At 46.5% G+C, this 19,942-nt stretch carries 19 protein-coding genes and 6 tRNA genes; 5 read left to right on the top strand and 20 right to left on the bottom strand.

What is annotated here, in order from left to right; genetic code table 11:
• The 13 genes from gyrB to rplU all read right to left on the bottom strand — a co-directional run bounded on the left by gyrB (window position 1) and on the right by rplU (window position 11,269).
• Window positions 1–1,896, bottom strand: a complete 1,896-nt coding sequence (gyrB, locus tag RJ60_RS06605) for a DNA topoisomerase (ATP-hydrolyzing) subunit B (protein WP_099829486.1) — start codon at window positions 1,894–1,896, stop codon at window positions 1–3.
• A gap of 15 nt (window positions 1,897–1,911) precedes the next feature.
• Complete coding sequence (locus RJ60_RS06600; RefSeq protein ID WP_099829485.1) at window positions 1,912–2,208, bottom strand: DUF721 domain-containing protein; 297 nt, start codon at window positions 2,206–2,208, stop codon at window positions 1,912–1,914.
• Complete coding sequence (locus RJ60_RS06595; protein ID WP_099829484.1) at window positions 2,171–3,055, bottom strand: aminotransferase class IV; 885 nt, start codon at window positions 3,053–3,055, stop codon at window positions 2,171–2,173. The genes RJ60_RS06600 and RJ60_RS06595 overlap by 38 nt, the downstream gene beginning before the upstream one ends.
• Window positions 3,021–4,298 (bottom strand): tRNA (N(6)-L-threonylcarbamoyladenosine(37)-C(2))-methylthiotransferase MtaB, encoded by a 1,278-nt coding sequence (gene mtaB, locus RJ60_RS06590; protein ID WP_103134279.1) that lies wholly within the window; start codon window positions 4,296–4,298, stop codon window positions 3,021–3,023. Before mtaB ends, RJ60_RS06595 begins: the two co-directional genes overlap by 35 nt.
• Window positions 4,295–4,747: an HPP family protein gene (locus RJ60_RS06585; RefSeq protein WP_099829482.1), complete on the bottom strand. Its 453-nt coding sequence runs from the start codon at window positions 4,745–4,747 to the stop codon at window positions 4,295–4,297. Before RJ60_RS06585 ends, mtaB begins: the two co-directional genes overlap by 4 nt.
• A gap of 5 nt (window positions 4,748–4,752) precedes the next feature.
• Window positions 4,753–5,712 (bottom strand): 1-phosphofructokinase family hexose kinase, encoded by a 960-nt coding sequence (locus RJ60_RS06580; protein WP_099829481.1) that lies wholly within the window; start codon window positions 5,710–5,712, stop codon window positions 4,753–4,755.
• 23 nt (window positions 5,713–5,735) lie between these two features.
• A complete protein-coding gene (locus RJ60_RS06575) occupies window positions 5,736–6,452 on the bottom strand; it encodes an ATP-binding cassette domain-containing protein (RefSeq protein ID WP_103134278.1) in 717 nt (238 codons plus the stop codon).
• 248 nt (window positions 6,453–6,700) lie between these two features.
• Window positions 6,701–7,915, bottom strand: a complete 1,215-nt coding sequence (rpoD, locus tag RJ60_RS06565; protein ID WP_374704107.1) for an RNA polymerase sigma factor RpoD — start codon at window positions 7,913–7,915, stop codon at window positions 6,701–6,703.
• Between the two features lie 16 nt (window positions 7,916–7,931).
• Window positions 7,932–9,665, bottom strand: a complete 1,734-nt coding sequence (gene dnaG, locus RJ60_RS06560; RefSeq protein WP_099829477.1) for a DNA primase — start codon at window positions 9,663–9,665, stop codon at window positions 7,932–7,934.
• Window positions 9,666–9,729: 64 nt separating this feature from the next.
• Entirely contained in the window at window positions 9,730–10,134 is a 405-nt protein-coding gene (gene rpsI / locus RJ60_RS06555) for a 30S ribosomal protein S9 (RefSeq protein ID WP_103134276.1), read from the bottom strand.
• Between the two features lie 12 nt (window positions 10,135–10,146).
• Complete coding sequence (gene rplM, locus RJ60_RS06550) at window positions 10,147–10,671, bottom strand: 50S ribosomal protein L13 (protein WP_099829475.1); 525 nt, start codon at window positions 10,669–10,671, stop codon at window positions 10,147–10,149.
• A 27-nt stretch (window positions 10,672–10,698) separates the two neighbouring features.
• Window positions 10,699–10,944: a 50S ribosomal protein L27 gene (rpmA, locus tag RJ60_RS06545; RefSeq protein ID WP_103134275.1), complete on the bottom strand. Its 246-nt coding sequence runs from the start codon at window positions 10,942–10,944 to the stop codon at window positions 10,699–10,701.
• Between the two features lies 1 nt (window position 10,945).
• Entirely contained in the window at window positions 10,946–11,269 is a 324-nt protein-coding gene (gene rplU / locus RJ60_RS06540; RefSeq protein ID WP_099829473.1) for a 50S ribosomal protein L21, read from the bottom strand.
• A 245-nt stretch (window positions 11,270–11,514) separates the two neighbouring features.
• On the opposite strand from rplU, the gene RJ60_RS06535 reads away from it, so the two are divergent.
• Window positions 11,515–11,603 (top strand) — tRNA-Ser (locus RJ60_RS06535).
• Window positions 11,604–11,640: 37 nt separating this feature from the next.
• Window positions 11,641–13,641 carry an alpha-amylase family glycosyl hydrolase gene (locus RJ60_RS06530; RefSeq protein ID WP_099829472.1) on the top strand — a complete coding sequence of 667 codons (2,001 nt, stop codon included), beginning with the start codon at window positions 11,641–11,643 and terminating at the stop codon, window positions 13,639–13,641.
• A 36-nt stretch (window positions 13,642–13,677) separates the two neighbouring features.
• On the opposite strand, the gene RJ60_RS06525 is transcribed toward RJ60_RS06530, so the two are convergent.
• The 6 genes from RJ60_RS06525 to RJ60_RS06500 form a co-directional block, all read right to left on the bottom strand.
• Window positions 13,678–13,941, bottom strand: coding sequence for a stage V sporulation protein S (locus RJ60_RS06525; protein ID WP_099829471.1), 264 nt, complete (start codon window positions 13,939–13,941; stop codon window positions 13,678–13,680).
• A gap of 49 nt (window positions 13,942–13,990) precedes the next feature.
• Window positions 13,991–14,066 (bottom strand) — tRNA-Arg (locus RJ60_RS06520).
• A gap of 17 nt (window positions 14,067–14,083) precedes the next feature.
• Window positions 14,084–14,159, bottom strand: a tRNA-His gene (locus RJ60_RS06515).
• Between the two features lie 13 nt (window positions 14,160–14,172).
• A tRNA-Arg gene (locus RJ60_RS06510) sits at window positions 14,173–14,248 on the bottom strand.
• Window positions 14,249–14,324, bottom strand: a tRNA-Gly gene (locus tag RJ60_RS06505).
• 12 nt (window positions 14,325–14,336) lie between these two features.
• Window positions 14,337–14,412 (bottom strand) — tRNA-Pro (locus tag RJ60_RS06500).
• 218 nt (window positions 14,413–14,630) lie between these two features.
• Between RJ60_RS06500 and RJ60_RS06495 the strand changes: the two genes are divergently transcribed.
• On the top strand, window positions 14,631–15,545 hold the full coding sequence (locus tag RJ60_RS06495) for an ABC transporter ATP-binding protein (protein ID WP_099829470.1): 915 nt from the start codon (window positions 14,631–14,633) through the stop codon (window positions 15,543–15,545).
• Here RJ60_RS06495 and RJ60_RS06490 read toward each other — a convergent pair.
• Complete coding sequence (locus RJ60_RS06490; RefSeq protein ID WP_103134274.1) at window positions 15,540–16,772, bottom strand: Gfo/Idh/MocA family protein; 1,233 nt, start codon at window positions 16,770–16,772, stop codon at window positions 15,540–15,542. The genes RJ60_RS06495 and RJ60_RS06490 overlap by 6 nt on opposite strands.
• A gap of 120 nt (window positions 16,773–16,892) precedes the next feature.
• Here RJ60_RS06490 and RJ60_RS06485 point away from each other — a divergent pair, with 120 nt between their 5' ends.
• Window positions 16,893–17,105, top strand: coding sequence for a transcriptional coactivator p15/PC4 family protein (locus RJ60_RS06485; protein ID WP_099829468.1), 213 nt, complete (start codon window positions 16,893–16,895; stop codon window positions 17,103–17,105).
• An 824-nt stretch (window positions 17,106–17,929) separates the two neighbouring features.
• Complete coding sequence (locus RJ60_RS06475; RefSeq protein ID WP_243392270.1) at window positions 17,930–19,855, top strand: histidine kinase N-terminal 7TM domain-containing protein; 1,926 nt, start codon at window positions 17,930–17,932, stop codon at window positions 19,853–19,855.
• Window positions 19,856–19,942: the final 87 nt, after the last annotated feature.

The following is a 19,942-nucleotide window of genomic DNA, read 5'->3' as shown; positions in this document are numbered from 1 at the left end:
TCATACGTCAAGATTGGAAATACTCAATGCATGCCGTTCAATGAACGATCTTCTTTCCTCCACCTCGCTACCCATTAGTATTGTGAAGACTCTGTCCGCTTCCTGAGCATCTTCTATGTTTATCTGTACGAGTTTTCTGTCGCTGGGGTTCATTGTCGTCTCCCACAGCTGTTCGGGATTCATTTCGCCAAGCCCTTTGAATCTCGAGTAATTGAGTTTTCTATCGGAATGCTCCTTAATGAACGTAGTCAATTCCTCATCACTATAGAAATAGTGTTTCTGCCTGTTCAGTTCTATCTTGTAGAGCGGTGCCTGAGCGACATAGACCTTGCCGTTGGTTATTAGTGGTGTCATATATCGATAGAAGAGAGTAAGAAGAAGCGTCGTGATATGTGCACCGTCGACATCGGCATCCGTCATTATTATAATCCTTCCATACCTTAGATTCTTAATCTCGAAGTCTTCGCCCATTCCTGTACCAAGAGCGACTATGATATTGCTTATAGTCTCGCTCTTCAACATTCTGTCGAGTCCGGCCTTTTCAACGTTCAGGATCTTTCCCCTAAGCGGAAGGATCGCCTGAGTCTCTCTCGAACGGGCCATCTTGGCAGAGCCTCCGGCCGAGTCCCCTTCAACTATGAAGATCTCTGTCTCCTCTAGATCTTCCGAGATGCAATCTGCCAGCTTGCCTGGCAGAGTAGTGTTTTCAAGAGCATTCTTTCTTCGAACCATCTCTCGTGCTTTCTTCGCCGCCAATCTCGCACGTGCAGCTTCGAGAGCCTTTGTAAGTATTGCTTTCAGATCCTTCTGATTGTAGTCGAAGTGCTCCTCCAGCTTTTCTTTAACGACTTTCATAACTGCTTCGAATACCTCATCGTTTCCAAGTTTTGCCTTAGTTTGCCCTTCGAACTGCGGCTCTTTCACAAAGACACTCAGTATTGCCGAAAGACCTTCTCTCAGATCTTCGCCCTGCAGATTCTGATCCTTGTCTTTCAGTATATTGTGCTTCCTGCCGAGATCGTTCATCGTCTTTGTGAGCACCGTCTTGAATCCAGTCAGGTGAGTGCCGCCCTCAATTGTCTTGATGTTGTTTACAAATGTGAGAACATCCTCATCATACGACGTGGTATATTGCATCGCGAGCTGTATCTTGACATCGTTATAGGACCCCTCCAGGTAGATGGGATCCTTGTGAACTGACTTCTTGTTCTTGGTGATTGCCTTCACAAATTCAACGATTCCGCCTTCGAAGTGATAGCTTCTCTTTTCGCCGATTCTTCTATCTTCGAAGGAGATCCTTATTCCCCCGTTCAGATAGGCCAATTCCTTGAATCGTGCCTCAAGTATGTCAAAGTCGAAGTCAGTGACTGCGAAAACCATAGGATCGGGTTTGAAGCTGGTTACTGTACCATTTTCCTTTGCTTCGCCAACCATCTCAACGGGCGACAAAGCCTTTCCTCTTTCGTACTTCTGTCTGTATACCTTTCCGTCAACCATTACTTCTACGATCATCCATTCAGACAGAGCATTAACAACAGAAGCCCCCACTCCGTGCAGTCCCCCACTGATTTTGTATGAGTCCTTTGAAAACTTACCTCCGGCGTGGAGAGTTGTCATGACAACTTCCAGTGCACTTGTCCCGGTATCTGGATGGATATCTATTGGAATTCCTCTTCCGTTATCTCTCACTACCACGGAGCCGTCTTCCATGATAACGATGTCTATTTTATCGCAGTATCCTCCCATTGCCTCGTCAATACTGTTGTCGACTATCTCGTAAATGAGGTGATGAAGACCCGACTTTCCGGTTGACCCAATATACATGCCCGGTCTCTTCCTAACCGGATCTAATCCTTTAAGTATCTTTATGTTCTGAGCATTGTATAAATCAGACATTTAACACCTCCATGTCTATCGCCTAATTCTAAATTTAATTCTTCTGATTGCTTCTACTCCTAATGCAGAGTTCAGCTTAGTAAGAAGAGCCTTTTCCCTTAGTCTCATTTCATTGAGCCACATTCCATCATCAACACTTACAATGAGAGTCCCGTCAGTAAAATCCGTAATTGACGAGTGATTTGCTATTGGCTGACCAACGATCTCTTCCCAGTCTTTATTCAACTCAAAGACTTTTATCTTTCTGAACAGCCCCGAGCTTTTCACCAGTTCATCAAATATCTGCCCTATAGTTCGATGGCTCCACTTCATCTAATCCGCTCCAATTGCTGTCTTCTGTCATTATGTATCCCTCAAAATTGTCGAGCAGCAGTCTCGTCATTCCATCTGTAAAGTCCTCAATAAGCACTTTCTCTTCCAGTCTCCTTACTGGAACGATCCCTACGCTCGTATGACTCATGAATATCTCATCGGCACAGAACAACTCCCACGACGGGATAGGTCTCTTTTCAACTGTGATCTCCAGAGATTCACATAGACCGATTACGTTATCACGCGTTATTCCTGGAAGGACTCCCGAGCGGATATCCGGAGTAGCTACCGAACCATCGATGACCAGGAAGACATTCGAGAACGATCCTTCACAGACGTTTCCCTTTTCATTCAGTATAATCATGTCGTAATTGTCTCCGAGCAACTTTCTCGTTCTGATATTCCAGCTAGAGCCCGGCATTTTCAGCTGAGGATTCAGGATATCGCCCGAGGGCTTTGTAAACGGCGAAATGCACACCTTCACTCCGAGTTCATAGATATCCTTCGACACGGAGGGAAGCTTGCTGAAGATGACCGCTGCCCTGCTTTCCTTTCCGTAACTGAGTAGCGATATTCTGATTCTGAAATCCTCTGTCTGTACTGCCTTGTTTCTTTCAAGCCCTTCCATGATTATAGAGTTAAGCTCTTTGCAGCTGAAAGGGACTTCCAGGCCCAAAAGTTTTGCCGACTGCTTGAGCCTCTCAAAGTGCTTTCTGAATGCAAAAGGCAATCCGTTGTACGTTCGAACTACTTCGTAGACCGATTCACTGTTCATTACTCCCGGAACAAGAATACTGACCAGGGAAGAATCTTCATCGCACCACCGATCGGCAATATAGTTCAGCATTGGAACCCTCCTTGTGACTCTCGAAATTCGTTACCGTCGCATCCACAAAGCCGCTTTGTCTTCCGTTGACGATGTGAGGCACATAGTATTCATCGAAACCACGACTCGTAGAAGAGTCGGTTTTCTCTATCAGGACTTTGCTTGTCTGGCCGATATGCGTCTCGAGATACCTCTCTCTCGACTTCGCTCCAGCCTCAATTAGCTGCTGCGCTCTTACCTTCTTCACTCCAGACTCTATCTGATCTTTCATCTCTGCAGCCTCTGTTCCCGGTCTCTTTGAGAACCTAAACACATGAACCTTCAGGAAATTCACTTCTTCAATTATTCGAAGCGTCTGCATATGATCCTCGTCAAGTTCTCCAGGGAATCCCGCTATTAGATCCGTTGTGAACGCGAATCTAGGGTCTACCATTCTGGCGCTCTCAACAGCTCTAAGGTACTCGCTTATTGTGTACTTCCTTTTCATGTATTTCAGGACGTTATCAGAACCACTCTGCAACGACAGGTGCATATGTCTTGCAATTCGCGATGAACCGGCCAGTAGATCGAGGAAGCTCTTATCAATGGTATCGGGGTCGAGTGAACCGAGTCTTATTCTCCAATTCCCGTCTAAACCGTCAAGCTCGTTAAGAAGCTCCGTCAAAGACGAATCTAAGTCGACCCCGTAGTATCCGATGTTGATCCCGGTCAGGACGATTTCTTTGTAGCCTCTTCGGACCAATCCTTCGAATTCCTTCCTAACCATATCTATTGGTTTGCTGATTACGTTGCTTCCTCTTGCCAGCCTGATTCTGCAATACGAGCAGTTATTCAGACAGCCGTCTTCTATGCCGAGAAAAGCCCTCGTTCTTCCTTCAATACTCGAAGTAACGGTGAAAAAGCCTTCTTGAGGAACTCCGTCGGGTCTATCTAGCTGCCTCGCAACGTACTTGTGAATGGCCCTCTTCTCTTTAACTCCTACAACTTCATCTGCACCAAGAACCGTCAGCTCCTCGGGTGAAAGCTCGGAGTAACAGCCTACGATTATGATTTTAGAGTCCGGATTGAGTACCTTCAGCCTCCTGAAAAGCTGTCTGAGCTTTCTCTCTGCTTCGGAGGTCACAGTGCACGAGTTCAATATGAAGAGATCTGCCTGTTCCTGAGAAAAACTGACTTCAAAGTCCTTTAGTCTTTCGGCCATTGCCTGTGACTCATACTGGTTCATCTTACAGCCGAAAGTGTAGATTGAAACTGTTTTTTTCATCTATCTATCTTGCCTTGCGTTGCTGCGTGAATCAAATGAATCCTGTTTACTATGCCCATCAACTTACCGTATTCATCTACAACCGGCATCACTTTGAGACCGTTCTTGATCAGAAGATCTGCCGCATATATCACTGTGTCATCTGGTTTTATAAGTACAGGCGGTTTGACCATATGTTGCGAAACGTGATCGTCCTTTATCTTGCCGAGTCGAATGACGAACTGATGGGTGTCGGGAATGAAAGATGCAGACTGAAGAAGACTGAAGTAACTGGGCAGTGCGCTCTTGATTACATCACTTTCACTCAAGAATCCTACAACCTTGAATTCCTCATCAACAACCGGCAGCCCCGACCTATTCTGCCTCAGGCATAAGACAATGAAATCCTCTATGGTTTCATCTTCGAACATCGCCGAAACGTCTCTTATCATCGCTTCTCTAACCTTCATCTAGATCACTCCAGCTCTCGTATATCGAATGAGTCCATGTGTTCATCAATATCCTCAAGAGAGATACGTTCCTTGCTTATATACTCTGCTTCCGCAACGGCTGCAGCCATTCCTCTTTTTGCAGCCAGGAAGTAATCCTTTTCGTTTTCTATCATGGAGTTGACAACTCCACCCATGAAGGCGTCTCCAGTCCCCAAAAGATGAGATCTATCAATATGGCTCTTAGTTTTGAACAGCCACACACCGTCATTTGTTGCAATTACGTCTCCTTCAACTGCATAAGAGAGAATCGCAAGCCTGGCTCCGCGTTCTAGCATCCTTTTTGCAGCTTTCACATAATCCTTCAGATCTACCATCGTTTCTCCGAAAAGCAGCTTCCTGCTTCTCAAATCCGGGCGAGCCACAGTCACAACTCCTGCTTCTACGGCCATTTCAAAGGCGGGACCGATCCCCTCCACGAACGATACTTTTCCCGAGTTACTTACCTTCTTGCATAAGGACCTGCAGATCTCGTTGTCCACACCTCTCGGGATGCTCCCGGAGATCACAACATGTCTGACCCTGGAGAGTGCCACATCAAATCTACGAACAAACATTCTCAAGTCATCGGGCTTAACGATAGGACCCGAAGAATTGATCTCGGTTATCGTCTCGCCTACGGGGTCAACAATAGCGATATTCTCTCTTGTCTCTTCCTCAACGTGAATAAATGCGGTAGTGATGAGGTCGCTCATCAGACGCATTCTCTCTTCGACAACCTTTCCGATATACCCGCCAAGAAAACCCATGGCGATATTTCTAACTCCAAGGCCGGAGAGAATTACGGAAACGTTTATGCCCTTACCTCCTGGATCCATAACCGAATAACTGGGATTCTTCACCCTGTGAAACTCATTGATCTTGAAATTCTCAACAACTATTTCCCTGTCGAGAGCAGGGTTAAGCGTAACGGTAAGGACGTTCATGGTTCACCTCCAACGGCGAGTACTTATCGGTTGTTCAGAACGAAAATCTCGGGACTTCCTACATATGAAATTTTACCATTTTTCAGGACAATCAACAAATCAGAAATGTCTAGAAGCCTCAGAACAAACCTGGAAGAGATAATCAGAGTCGTGTTGTTTCTGGTATCTATAAGGACGTTCTTCACCTCTGTGCAGGCATCGTCATCAAGGTGATCAAGAATGTTGTCTAGAATGATCACCTCGGGGTGACGTATGAGTGTAGAAAAGACCAGCAGCGAGAGCCTTTTGAAAAGTGGTATCGTCTTGAGAGAGGTCTCTGCTTTGACGGCCAGAAGATCAAGAAGATCCAACTCGTTGAAAAGATCGAGTTCGCTCTCTTCAAAATCCTCGAATTCGAATCGCTTTCCTTTCAGGAATCTGAAGAATTCAATCAAAGTGAAGTTTGACATAGCTTCGAGGAATGTCGTATCCACGTAAGCTACCCTATTCCTTACGCTCTTTCTGTCAAGTTGGTCGATATCCGATCCAAAGAGCTTTATTGATCCCGTATATTGGACATCATCGAAGAGCTCTTCGTTGAGATGAATGAAGCTTCTCAGAATTGCCGACTTACCCGATCCCCTTGCTCCCTGTAGAAGAGCGATATTTCCCTTCGGAACTTCTAGCGAAACATTGTCGAGCATCTTCTTGCCGTCGACGATAAGAGAGAAGCCTTCCAAAGAAAGAGCAGTCTCAATCACGAGACTGCTCCTCTTTAGCGTTCCTATCGTTCAATCGACTAAGAATCTCCCTGTTGGCGAGCAAGTCGCCACTCTTAGCCTTCTTTAATAGTTCGATCTGAGAAAGAATTCTGGGACTTGTTTCAACCGGTCTTGCTTTCTTTTTTTCGGCCAAGTTTTCACGTCCCTTCATACGTGTTTCCATTATATACACTAGACTTTTCTCTCAAGTGATACATAAATTAAGACACTGTTATTAAATGGCTAAATTAGTCGCGCTTAGACGTATTAAGCATTCCCAACAGCGCCTTGAGCTGTTTACTCCTTGAAGGGTGCCTTAGCTTTCTGAGAGCCTTTACTTCGATCTGTCGAATTCTCTCTCTGGTGACGTTGAAGAACTGACCTACCTCCTCAAGCGTTTTTGTCTTTCCATCCAGAAGACCATATCTCATCTTCAGTACCATCGCCTCTCTAGGTGAAAGCGTGTCGAGAATCTGATCTATCTGTTCCCTGAGAAGCATCTTCATTGCCGCTTCCTCCGGCTGCTCCATGGAGTCGTCGTGAATGAAGTCGCCCATTGTCGATTCTTCGTCACCACTAATTGGTGACTCAAGCGAAACCGTCTCCTTCGATGCAGCCAAGATCTCTTCGATCTTCTCCGGCGTTTTCCCGGTGAGTTTCCCCAGTTCCTCGATAGTTGGATACTCCCCGTAGTCCTGCAGGTGTTCTCGAATGACCTTGTTCAGTTTGTTGATTGTCTCAACCATATGGACTGGAACTCTAATAGTCCTTGCCTGATCGGCGATGGCCCTGGTAATCGCCTGCCTTATCCACCAGGTTGCATATGTGCTGAACTTGTATCCCTTCTTCCAGTCGAATTTCTCTACGGCTTTTATGAGCCCTATGTTTCCCTCCTGAATTAGATCCAGGAAAGTAAGGCCCCGCCCTATGTATCTCTTAGCAATAGAGACAACAAGTCTCAAGTTTGCGGTTATTAGTTCTTCCTTTGCCTTCGGCTCACCCTTTTGAGCACGGCGTGCAAGTTCTCGTTCCCTGCTTGGCGTAAGAAGAGATATCTTGCCTATCTCCTTCAAGTACATTTTTATCGGGTCTTTGAGCGAGATGTTGTCGTACATTTCAGGTGTCGTTTCCAGGATAGATACTAACTCGTCTGTGCCTTCACTCTCTATGTCACCGTCTTCCTCTACTGGTTCCTTTTCAACGATATTGATTTTGTTCTTCTCGAATTCCTCATATATCGATTCAACAAGAGTTGAGTCAAATCCCTCGTAATCAGGAGGAAAAGCGCTATCTATATCTTCGTAAGTTATAAATCCCTTCTTCTTTCCTTGCCTTAGAAGCTTCGCTATTCGCTTGTCTATCTCTTCCTTTGTAATAGGAGCATTGTTTTCGCCATTTTCTTCCGAATCTTCATCTTCAACTGCAATCTTTGCGGCAAGCGATTTGATATTCTCTTCAATCACCTTTGCACTCGTCTTCTTACTCTTTTTCTGCTTTTCCAAATTGATCGCCACCCTTCATCTTTCTATCGAGCAATCTACTGAGCTCGATCCTCCTGACCAACAAAGCTCTTCTCGCCCCCTCGTCCTTTACATTCGGCATCTTCCTGTCGATCTCGGCCATCTCTTCTTCCACTAGTTTCCTGTTTGCATACTCACCTGTCTTTTCGAGTATTCTCTGAGCCGTTTCAAAATCTATGCAACTGGATGCCAAATCGATCAACTCTCTCCCTACAATCTCGTCAACCAGGTCCAGCAACTCCTCAAGCTCCAGACCTCTTTTCATTCCTTTCAGAATCTCCTTCAAATCTCTGCTCTCTGCAATCAGCTCCAGCTGCTTCACAACCTTTGACCTGAGTGAAGGGTGTTGCAGGTAGATTCTTACATGATCTTTCAGTTTAAGAACCAGTCCTCTTCCGATTTCACTTCTTGACTGTCCGCCAAGACCTCCCTTAAGGGCCAACTCGAGTTCGCGCTCAGAGTATCCTGTCTTCTGAGAAAGCGCAGCGATAGTTGATTGAACGGTCGCCAGATTGCCAGAGTTTCTGAAATTGATCACATATGGTTTCAGATACTCAATGAGATGTTTTCGCCCCTGAGGGACCGACAAATCTAGTTTCCTCGCAAAAAACTCCACTCTAAAAGCAGGTCCAGGTATAGCTGCCGCAAGAACTTCTTGAATCGCCTTTGCACCTTCAGAGACAAATAGGTCTGCCGGGTCTTTGTGATTTCGTGAGACAACTACAGCCGTCGAAAAATCGATCTTCTCAGCAATATCTATCGATCTTAGTGTTGCTGCCTGGCCGGCATCATCCGAGTCAAGAAAGAACAGCAAATTCCGCGTGTAATTGCCCAGAATCCGTAGATGTCGCTCCGTTAAAGCCGTTCCTAGCAAACCGACGGCATTGGTAATGCCTGCCTCAAAGAGCGAGATGACGTCAAAATACCCTTCTGCTATCACCGCGTAATTCAGCTGCTTGATTGCCCCTTTTGAGCGTGAAAGGTTGAACAAAAGTCTGTTCTTCTGGAAGTATTTCGATTCAGGAGAATTCGTGTATTTCGGTCCTTGTTCGGAAACCATGATTCTTCCCCCGAATCCAACTACTCTGCCCGATTCGTTGTCAATAGGAATCAGTAGTCTGCCCGAAAACCTATCCCTCAAAGAAGACCCTCTTCCAATCAATATGCCAAACTGAACAAGGGTCTTTTCATCGACCCTACATTTTGACGGCAACGATTGCTGAAAAGTTCTTTCATCTGGGGAGTAACCCAGCTTAAACTCGTCTATTGTGGCGAGCGAAATCTTGCGTCTATCAACAAGATACTCCATTACGGCTGAGTTGCCTTCTTTCAACTCACGACTGTAAACATCTGCAAGACGAGACATTATGGATGTGTATTTGTCGTATTCCGATTCCGTCGAATCGATTTCGACGACAATCCCTGCATGATCTGCAAGCCGCTTCACGGCTTCCGAGAAGGATAGACTCTCAATCTTCTGGTAGAAAGATATTACATCACCCTTCTCTCCACAGCCGAAGCAATGAAAGAAGCCCCTTTGAGGGTGAACATAGAACGAAGGATCGTTGTCACTGTGAAATGGGCATAATCCCCTGTAAGAGCTTCCGGCCTTCTGCAGGTTCACATAGCGACCGATGAATTCGACGATGTTTATGGACTTTTTTATCTCGTCGAGTTCCTCTTTGGTGAACACTGAACCACCACCGGCAAAAAAAGGCCCATACGTTCTATGTACGGGCCGTATTCTTTAAAATGTGTTAACGCTTAGAGAACTGAGGTGCTCTTCTTGCTTTCTTGAGACCGTATTTCTTTCTTTCGACTTCCCTCGAGTCTCTCGTCAAGAGACCGTTCTGCCTGAGAAGCTTCTTGAGATCAGGGTTGAATTTGACAAGTGCTCTGGCAATTCCAAGACTTATCGCTCCAGCCTGACCTCCGAGTCCTCCGCCATTGACTCTTATGAGCATATCAAATCTACCAATCGTGTTCGTCACCACGGAAGGTTTCAAAGCGCTTCTTACCCATGCGTCATTTGCAAGGTATTCCTTGAGGTCTTTGAATTCCTTTCCGTTTATCATAAGTTTACCGGTACCAGGTCGCAGATGAACTCTGGCGACAGAGGTCTTTCTTCTACCTGTTCCGTAATAATTCACAAAGTCAGCCATGCCTCAACCTCCTCATTTAACCAGTTCAATCAATTCGGGTTTCTGCGCAGCGTGGTCATGCTCCGGGCCAGCATATACTTTCAGCTTCTTTAGCATTTTCTCGCCCAAAGCCTTCTTTGGGAGCATTCTCTTGACTGCGAGCCTAACGACTCTTTCCGGGAACTTGTCCATCATCTGTCTTGCCGTTCGTTCCTTTATGCCTCCCGGATAGCCCGAGTATCTGTAATATATCTTCTGGTCGAGTTTCTTGCCGGTAAGCTTGACTTTGTCGGCATTTACTACAATGACAAAATCGCCGGTGTCGAGATGAGGAGTGTAGTAAGGCTTGTTCTTTCCCATAAGAACCATAGCGATCTGCCCAGCAAGTCTACCGAGTGGAACGTCAGTTGCGTCGACGACGTACCATTTCTTCTCTATTTTGTTGCCATTGTGATCAACGAGGTAACCGAGAGTCTTCTCGATTTCTCCCTTTCTTTTCGTCTGCACCTTGGAATGGGTAACTGCCCATCTGCACAAAGGTGTCTTCTGAGTTTTCATAGATGCAATCCTCCTTAACAGAACAGCTTACTCGCTGTAGACACTGACGTACTTGCGGTTGTTTTTTTCTTCGAAGTGAACCTTGCCGTCTATAAGTGCGAAGAGGGTGTGGTCTCTGCCCAGTCCAACGTTGTTTCCCGGGTGTATCTTCGTTCCCCTCTGCCTTACGATTATCGAGCCTGCCCTAACGGCTGAAGATTCACCTCTCTTAATCCCCAGATAGTTGGGATTACTGTCTCTTCCGTTCGACCTACCGGTGCCTTTCCGGGCCATTTCATTTCACCCCCGTATCGATCTTCTCAATAGAGACTTCTGTGAACCACTGCCTGTGACCGTTTACTCTGTCGAAGTTCTTTCGGGGACTAAACTTTACGACCAGCACCTTCTTGTCTCTACCGTGAGAAACAACCTTGCCTACAACTTTTGCGCCGTCCACATAAGGCTTGCCTACAATCGGTTCCTGTCCGTTGTGGACGAGAATTACTCTGTCGAAGACAATTTCGTCTCCGCTTTCCTTCCCGTTCTGCCTTTCGGTGAAGAGAGTCATACCTTCCTCGACTTTGTACTGTCTTCCCGAGGCTTCAATGATGGCGTACACTAAGAGCCACCTCCTCATGCAATAAAAATGTGCTGAAACGAGGTACCTTTCGGATTTAAGACCTGCTTCACGCACGAAAAAACCGCTCGCGATCAAAATTCTATCATATGTAGTAGGGTGAGGAGAGTGTCTGAGTAACATTATCATTACGAACGAGAAAGAGTTTCAAACTGGTTGAGATCCTTCTGTGGTGCAAGTTTACCATATTGACAGCGCTACAGCCCGTGATATAATCGATTCAGAACGGAGGCGTATCCTAATTGGCTAAGGAGCCGGTCTCGAAAATCGGTGGGGTTGACGCCCCTTGTGGGTTCGAGTCCCACCGCCTCCGCCAGAGGGCGGTCGTGCCCTTATTTTTTGGAGGTGGTAATGTGATCCTCGACAGGATCGAACAGCTTCTGAAGAGCAAGAAGGGTAACCTGAATTACTCTATTCCTAAAGAGTGGCTGCCTGAAGGATATTCAGGGACTGTCAAGCTAAGAGACCGATACATATTCGTTGATCCGTATGAATATGGCTCAAGTATAGTTGAGAGAATTACTGCGTTGGCTGAAAAGGATACAGACTACTCGAGACCTCTCGGAAGAATCAGAAATGAGAGCGGCAACTCCTGGATCAATTCGGCAATCATATACGGCTCATTTGTCAGAACTACAACCGCTTACTCGCACCACGACCCTGAGTTCTTCTCTGATCTGGATTCACAGGAGTATTCCGAATCTGGAACGTTTCTCAAGATGATCTTCATGCTGCCTTTTCTCTCGAAGATGGGCTTCGATACTCTTTACTTTCTGCCGGTTACGAGCTACAGTGATAAATTCAAGAAGGGTGAGCTAGGTTCGCCCTATTCGGTGAAGGACTTCTTTTCAATAGACAAGCGGTATCACGATGTGTTGCTGGAGGATATGGATGTTGAAGAAGAGTTCACGGCGTTTGTTGAAGCGGCTCACGTCATGGGAATGAGGGTTGTCCTAGATTTCATACCCAGGACCTCGGCCCGTGATTCTGCACTCATTCTCAAACACCCGGAGTGGTTTTATTGGATAGACGCATCTAGACTCGACGAGTACAGGCCGCCGAAGATCGAACCGCTTGGATTCGATCAGGCAAAGGTTGAGACTTTGCCCATCATATATTCCAATGAAAACGTAAAGAAGCATCTATCGCTTTTCAGCCACTCGCCAGCGAAGCTCTACCCCGAGAAATGGAGAGACTTCGTAGCTAGCCACGACGGCACTGAAAGCTTTCTCGATGAACTAGTCTCTGAGTTCGGCCTCATAACCCCGCCGGGCTTTTCCGACTGGATAAATGACAACCAGCCCACTTGGGACGATATAACTTTTCTAAGACTCTACAAGGATCATCCAACTGAATCCCGCAAGTTTGTTAGTGAGGATCAACCGCCTTATGTCCTATTCGATGTTGTCAAGTCGTCTTTCTTTCCCGGAAGCGAGCCGATGGCCGATCTATGGGAGAGTATAGAAAACATCATGCCCTTCTATAACGAAAGATTCGGTGTAGATGGAGCTCGACTAGATATGGGGCACGCACTTCCTAGGGAGCTTGAGCTCAGGATTATTCGCAAGGCAAAGGAGAGAGACCCATCCTTTGCAATCATTGCCGAAGAGCTTGTTATGGGTAACGATGAAAAGGCCAGGCAGTCAGGCTACGACTGTATTCTGGGAAACACATGGTGGATGGAACCGAGAATAGATGAAGGAAAGTTCAAAGAGCTTGTGTATAAAGTGCTGCCAAGTCTCAGGCTGCCCACTTTGGCAGGAATAGAGACTCCCGACACGCCGAGGGCAGCTTCCAGGCCTAATGGAAGGAAATTCTCCAGGTTCGCCACAATTCTCAACTACTTCCTGCCTAATGGAATCACCTACATAAATTCGGGACAGGAGGTTTTCGAGATTCAGCCGATGAATCTAGGCCTGGATAACGACGAAGAAGGCCGTTACGTTCTTCCACCCAACGATCCCTTTTACGGAAAGCTCGCGTTCTTCGATCCTTATGTGCTCCACTGGAATGCCGAAGAAGATATGATAGACCTCATTTCTCTCCTTTCTTCATTGAGAAAAAGTAATTTCGATTTGTTGAGCGCTGGCAATCTCAAACTAATGTGGGAAAATGACTTGAAGTCGGCCGGATTGTTCTATTGGAACGGCACCAAAGGGCTGCTTACGGTAGCAAACGGAGATTTTTCTAGCATGAAGGATTTCCACATAGATCTTGGCTATCATACATGGAAGAGTGAACACAAGGTCTCCTGGAGACTCAAAGGGTTCGACGCTCACTCTGAATGGAATGTTGGTGGAGGTTTCCATTTGTCATTGGGTCCGGGCGAAGTAGCGGTAGCAGAGATCAAATGAATAAAGGGCCCCTAAGGGGCCCTTTTTGTCTATAGGTTACTTCTTCGGTTCTACATAAAACCTTACTGCCGTTCTCACTTCACCATCGATTTCAACGTCAGAAAACATTGGAACACATACGAGATCCATCCCGCTAGGAGCTACATACCCTCTTGCAATTGCAATCGCTTTTATTGCCTGATTCACCGCTCCTGCTCCAATTGCCTGAATCTCCGCAAAGCCCTTCTCTCTGAGTACTCCGGCAAGTGCACCAGCGACTGCATTTGGTTTTGAGTGGGTTGCTACCTTAAGGACTTCCATGACTGCTACCTCCTTTGAGACCTGTCATGCTACTGGGAGAGATTTAGGATGGTGCGCCCGGCAGGATTTGAACCCGCAACCATCGGAGCCGAAATCCGATGCTCTATCCGTTGAGCCACGGGCGCATGAAATAAAGAAGGAGTGGGGTGGCTGGCGGGGTTCGAACCCGCGACCGCCTGATCCACAGTCAGGCGCTCTTCCAACTGAGCTACAACCACCACGAACATTGCATGGCGCGCCCGGCAGGACTCGAACCTGCAACCCCCGGATTAGAAGTCCAGTGCTCTATCCATTGAGCCACGGGCGCTGGAGCGGCCGACGGGAGTCGAACCCGCAACATTCGCCTTGGAAGGGCGATACTCTACCAATTGAGCTACAGCCGCACTAATGACCATTGGTCGGGAAGACAGGATTTGAACCTGCGACCTCCTGTGCCCAAGACAGGCGCGCTTCCAACTGCGCTACTCCCCGTTCACGAATCTAAATATATCAGATTTTAAGGATGCCGTCAATAGTACAGAGTCGAAGTAGCGCGAACGGAGGATCGCATCAAAATAATTCACTCCCAGTAACTTGTCAAAGATCTAGGCTAACATTTAGACTGCAGTGGTATTATGTGGTTCAACACAGCACAACTTCAAGAGCCATATACAGGAAATGTAGTAGAATACTTGATGAGGTGGTTATTCGTGGCTGCAATTGTTACATCGAATCTGGTGAAAGAGTATGGTTCGTTCAGAGCGCTTGATGACGTGGCGCTTTCGATAGATCAAGGCGACCTTTTCTGTCTTCTTGGACCAAATGGGGCTGGGAAGTCGACTCTCATTAGAATTCTAACAGGATTGATCAAACCCACTTCCGGCGATGTAAACGTCTCGGGAATGGATCTCAAGACCGAAGCCAAACAGGTAAGAGAGAAGGTCGGTCTCATTTCTGAGAGAGTGATTCTTTACGACCGTCTCTCTCCATTTGAGAATCTGCTCTTCTTTGCTTCAATGCTGAGAATGGATAGAAAGTCGGCCGTTGAGCGAATCCATCTTCTTCTCGAGAAGGTGGGAATGTCTGACTGGAAAGACAAGCCCGTAAGAATCTTTTCGACGGGGATGAAGCAAAGAGTGAACTTCGTGAGGGCACTGCTTCACGAGCCGTCGATACTCTTCATGGACGAGCCCACTCTCGGTTTAGATCCACAGTCAACAAGAACAATCAGGAATATGGTGAAAGAGCTTAACGAATCAGGGGTAACTATCGTGCTTACAACACACATTATGAGTGAAGCAGAGCACATCGCGAAGTCAGTAGGCATCATGCATAAAGGCAAACTTGTCTCTAGCGGAAGAATTGAAGACATCCGATCCTCTCTCAACAAGGATCAAGTTATCGTTACTATAAATGGCACGCCTTCGATTTCGCTGAAAGGAATTGATGGCTATCTTAGTGAAAGTAGATTGAATGGAGTTGTGAAGATCAACTTCCAGCAGGGATGCACTATTGAGGATATTCTTCCCAGGATCCTGCAAATGAAGCTTGAAGTTATAGATATCGAACATAAAAGACCCTCTTTGGAAGACGTCTTTGTAGAGCTTACCGGTGAGAATTCATAGATTTATAAGACTCCAGGGATCAATTGGTGTACCTCCCATGAGCCTGGACTTCTCTGCGGCCCAGCACATTAAATGGCTCTGAAGTGAGTCTTCGAATGTAGTGGATAAGGACCCTGCTTCCCCTTCAAGGTATCTCACAAAACTCTTTACTATTTCACTATCGCCGCCTCCGTGCCTCGAGCCATCGTGGGTAGCAAGATAAGTCTTGTGGTCGCCTGAAAAGAGCTTGACTTCTATACTGTCTCTTTCAAAATCGCCGGTTATCTCGCCATGGCTACCACTGACAAGGATCTTCCTTGTCTTCGCGCTTGTGAATGCATTCATCGAGAAGAAAGCATCGACCCCGTCATCAAACGAGATAAGCACATTCTGGTAATCTGCGACACTGTTATCGCTTCTGAAAACGCATCTTCCGTAACTGCTCGTACGCAGAATCTCTCTGCGACTCTCAAAAGACATGTCGTTTCCGATAGTGTTCACAGGCCAGTCGACATTGTCTGATAAGTATTGCGTAACAGCGGAATATGGACAGGTTTCGTTCAGAGGGCAGTCCAAACATCGTTCAGCTGAGTTCTCGGGTGCGTTCTCCTTTCTGAAATACTTGAGTCCGCCTTTAGATATTACCGAGAGAGCCTTCGAAGAAAGGAGCCAGGTGAGAATATCCATATCGTGACAACTCTTCGAGAGAATAGAGGGACCGGTACGCATCGAGTCTCTCCAGTTACCCCTTACGTAGGAGTGAGCGAAATGATAGGAAGCGACCTGCTCGGTGTACTCAACTGCCTGTATCATTCCAACTGAATCGGAATCAAGGAGAGACTTCAGCCGCTTGAAAAAGCTGGAATACCTCAACACATGAGCAACGAATAGCCTGGAGGTATCTGCACCCAAGTCTGCTAAAGATTCTATACCTTCGAGCCCTACAGAGATAGGTTTCTCTAAAAGAACGAAGTAACCTCTTACAAGCGCTTGTATGGCGGGTTCAACATGTTCTGTTTCCGGAGAAGCAATTATCACACCGTCAGCGAATTTAGGTCTCGAAAGAAGAACCTGCCAATCTGCGACAGAATCCTTGGTGCCTATACTATGCCTCTTTGCAAATCTCTCTCTTCTTAATTGGTCGGGTTCGGCCACAGCGACGACCCGAGATCCATCTATAGACCTTAGCGCCTCTCCATATGCAAAGTATCCCCTGTTACCGGCACCTATCATGATCAAATCCACCACAGAAATCTACCACCTTCCCACTTGTAAATTGATTCTAACACTGACTTTCAAAAGCGGGATAGCCTAAGTTGTTCGAGTGTGATATAAAGGGAAAGATAAAAATTGAAAGGAGTGAAGAGTTTGACAGACATAAAGAGAAATGACACTGAGATAGTTCGAGTCTCGAAGAGAGAGTTTAAAGGCCACGAATTCCTGGATCTCAGGATCTACTATCAGGATGATGAAGGCGACTACAAGCCGACGAAAAAGGGAATCACAATTAATCCCAAACTGGTCGACGAACTGATTGACGCTCTAAATAAGGAGAAAGATGCACCGCCCGTAAAAGAGTAGCTTCTTGCTAAATAGGGACTAGATTTGGGCTTTGAAGAGACGTCCTTAGTTGACCGTCCAAGAGAGAAAAAAATCTGTTCTTCGTTCCAGAGCGAGGATCTGTTCCTCGTTCTTGGTCAAGATCATATTGTGAGAGGATGCAGATCCTTACCGGAAGCGCGCCAGGATGATCCAAAGCACGAAAAGGTTGTCATCCCATAGAACCTGCCCTGAAAAGCTTGCCCCAATATGTACCTGTTTGGGGTCTCCTGTTCAGGGCAAACTGGATTTCGTTACTCTTTGATTTATAGGGGGCTCTAGCTCTTTGTTCTTGACCAACCGTACCACAAACGATGGTTCTTAGCCCGGCGCAGCCGGAACTGGCCGCACGAAATCGGTTTGATGTTCTTCTAGTTTTTCTCGCCACTGCTTGCAGTGACTGGCCTCGCCAAAGGCGAGTCCGGCTCTCTCTCTTCTCTCGTGAGCAAAGCGAACCTCTCGACAACGCTCTTTCTCGTTTTTTTGTTCACCCGACGAAGTCGGAACTGGCCTTTGCGAAGCAAAGACTGGCCAGGCGAAGCCTGACTGGCCACGGAAGGTGACTGGCTAGTAAGGTCCCATTTTCTTTCTGCTAATTTTGTCGCCTCCTGCGAAGCAGCATCACTTCCGCCGGCGATCTTACGGCGCATCACTTCCTGCGCAGCAGCATCACTTCCTGGCGAAGCCAGCCATGCATCATGGAACTTGCAACTGAGTATTCACAAAGTGCAAGGAAGCTGATCTGTGGCTTATGAATAGGGGCAAAGTATATAATTACAATATGAGATCACAATGGAGTGTTTGAAATGAATACTTATGCTTTTTTGACGTTTCTTGCAGCGGGTGTATGCTTTGTAATGGCTATACTGTTTTCGAGGCGGAGAGGGATTCTTGAAGCCGGGATTCTAAGCCTCTTGATGTTCTCGATTGCATGGTGGGCATTCTTTTATGCAGTTGAATTGCTCGGGCATGACCTGGAAACAATGAGGCTTCTCAACAAGATCTCATATCCTGGGATAGTATGCACGCCGGTTTTTCTCTTTCTTTTCTCGATGGCAATTCTCGACAAAAGAGAGTGGTTCACCTGGAGAAGGATCTCTTTGCTCTTTGCTGTCCCGGTGGCGGTGCTTGTATCGATGTGGACGAATGAGGTTCACTGGCTCTATTATTCAGTCAGCGAACTGGATCTCAGTGCATCCTTTCCAGTACAGAGACTTGTCCATGGCCCGCTTTTCTGGTTCGGAATCTCTTACAGTTATGTACTGCTTCTTTTGAGCATAATCTTAATTGCTCAGCAATATATTCTTTCGAGAGGGCCTTATAAGGGTCAGCTGAAGATGATTCTGCTTGGGACTTTTTTCCCGGTACTCGTGAATCTAAATTACCTCTTTGGATTTGTCGATTTCGGATATCTCGACATGACTCCGATTGCCTTCACTCTTGCCGGGGTGTTTATGGCGCTAGGTGTTATGAGGTACAGGTTATTTGACATACGACCCGTTGCCAAAGAGACGGTTTTCGAAAGTCTGCCTGACGGTGTGATTATTACTGACGATAGAGGAACAGTCGCCGATATAAATCCTATGGCCTGTTCGATGTTTGGTGTGGAAAGTGAAAGCTCCATCGGACTACATTTCAGTGACGCTTTCAAAGGTATCGAGCCTATTGTGAGCTTTCTTGGTTCCGATCTATCGAAGTCCGATCTAGAGGTGGGAGAGAAGATAGTAGATTCCAGAAAGACGACAATCTTCAGCAAAGGTGGAAAGACAAGAGGTAGCGTCGTTTTGTTGACCGAAATAACGGAGAGGAAGAGAGTCGAAGATGCGTTGCGCCAGAGTGAGGAGAGGCTTGCGCTTGCTGTGAAAGGTGGGAATGTTGGTCTCTGGGACTTCAGAATCAAAGAAGGAGAGCTATCCATAAACGATAGGTACTATCAGATTATGGGTTATTCTACGGGCGAACCGGTTATTGCTTTCCAGAAGTGGAAGGAGCTTGTTCATCCTGAAGATCTTCTGCCTTCACTTGAGGAGATGGACAAATGCTATAGTGGAGAGACAGATCATTTCGAAATAGAATACAGGATGCTTTCAAAGAGTGGTGAGTGGATCTGGGTTCACGATAGGGGAGAAGCTGCAGAGAGAGACAAGAACGGAAGGGCCACCCGTATTCTTGGAACTCACATTGATATTTCTCCCACTAAACAGATTGAAGAGGCTCTCCGCGAGAGCCAGGAGAAGTACAAGAAACTTGCAACTACTGATATGCTTACCGGTGTCATGAATAGATACTCACTCGATGAGCTGTTGAAGACTGAAACGGATCGATCTAAGAGATATGGAATTCCGCTTTCTTTGCTTATGCTTGATCTCGATAATCTCAAGACTATTAACGATAACTCCGGTCACCTGGCCGGCGACGAAGCTCTAAAGGAGATGTGTTCTTTCGTTCAGTCAAATATCAGGAGTTGCGACCATCTGGGAAGATGGGGAGGCGACGAGTTTCTGGTATTGGTTACAAATACGGATCTAGAGGGTGCGATGAAAGTGGCGGAGAAACTACGCTTTGGCCTCAATTCCCTTGAACCGAAAGAATGCGGGAAATTGAGCATAAGCATTGGAGTTTCCACGCTTCTTGATGGCGAGAGCGATTACGACAGATTACTTCGAAGGGTGGATAAGGCCCTTTACGAGTCAAAGAAGAACGGCAAGAACAGAGTTACCTCGCTCATCTAGTTGTGTTTCACAATAGACCTCTTTAAGGATTTGGGTGTATAAGAACCGGAAGGTGATGCATATCGCTTATGTGTTTCTTCAAGAGAG

Source organism: Mesotoga sp. B105.6.4 (assembly GCF_002896535.1).
Lineage (GTDB): Bacteria > Thermotogota > Thermotogae > Petrotogales > Kosmotogaceae > Mesotoga.
Note: the sequence above shows the minus strand (reverse complement) of the source record. Positions and strands in the feature narration are given on the sequence as shown.

What these genes read in the sequence shown, in the direction of transcription:
- gyrB (WP_099829486.1), bottom strand. Translation starts at nt 1,896, where the DNA reads ATGTCTGATTTATACAATGCTCAGAACATAAAGATACTTAAAGGATTA.
- RJ60_RS06600 (WP_099829485.1), bottom strand. Translation starts at nt 2,208, where the DNA reads ATGAAGTGGAGCCATCGAACTATAGGGCAGATATTTGATGAACTGGTG.
- RJ60_RS06595 (WP_099829484.1), bottom strand. Translation starts at nt 3,055, where the DNA reads ATGCTGAACTATATTGCCGATCGGTGGTGCGATGAAGATTCTTCCCTG.
- mtaB (WP_103134279.1), bottom strand. Translation starts at nt 4,298, where the DNA reads ATGAAAAAAACAGTTTCAATCTACACTTTCGGCTGTAAGATGAACCAG.
- RJ60_RS06585 (WP_099829482.1), bottom strand. Translation starts at nt 4,747, where the DNA reads ATGAAGGTTAGAGAAGCGATGATAAGAGACGTTTCGGCGATGTTCGAA.
- RJ60_RS06580 (WP_099829481.1), bottom strand. Translation starts at nt 5,712, where the DNA reads ATGAACGTCCTTACCGTTACGCTTAACCCTGCTCTCGACAGGGAAATA.
- rpsI (WP_103134276.1), bottom strand. Translation starts at nt 10,134, where the DNA reads ATGGCTGACTTTGTGAATTATTACGGAACAGGTAGAAGAAAGACCTCT.
- rplM (WP_099829475.1), bottom strand. Translation starts at nt 10,671, where the DNA reads ATGAAAACTCAGAAGACACCTTTGTGCAGATGGGCAGTTACCCATTCC.
- rpmA (WP_103134275.1), bottom strand. Translation starts at nt 10,944, where the DNA reads ATGGCCCGGAAAGGCACCGGTAGGTCGAACGGAAGAGACAGTAATCCC.
- RJ60_RS06525 (WP_099829471.1), bottom strand. Translation starts at nt 13,941, where the DNA reads ATGGAAGTCCTTAAGGTAGCAACCCACTCAAAACCAAATGCAGTCGCT.
- RJ60_RS06475 (WP_243392270.1), top strand. Translation starts at nt 17,930, where the DNA reads ATGAATACTTATGCTTTTTTGACGTTTCTTGCAGCGGGTGTATGCTTT.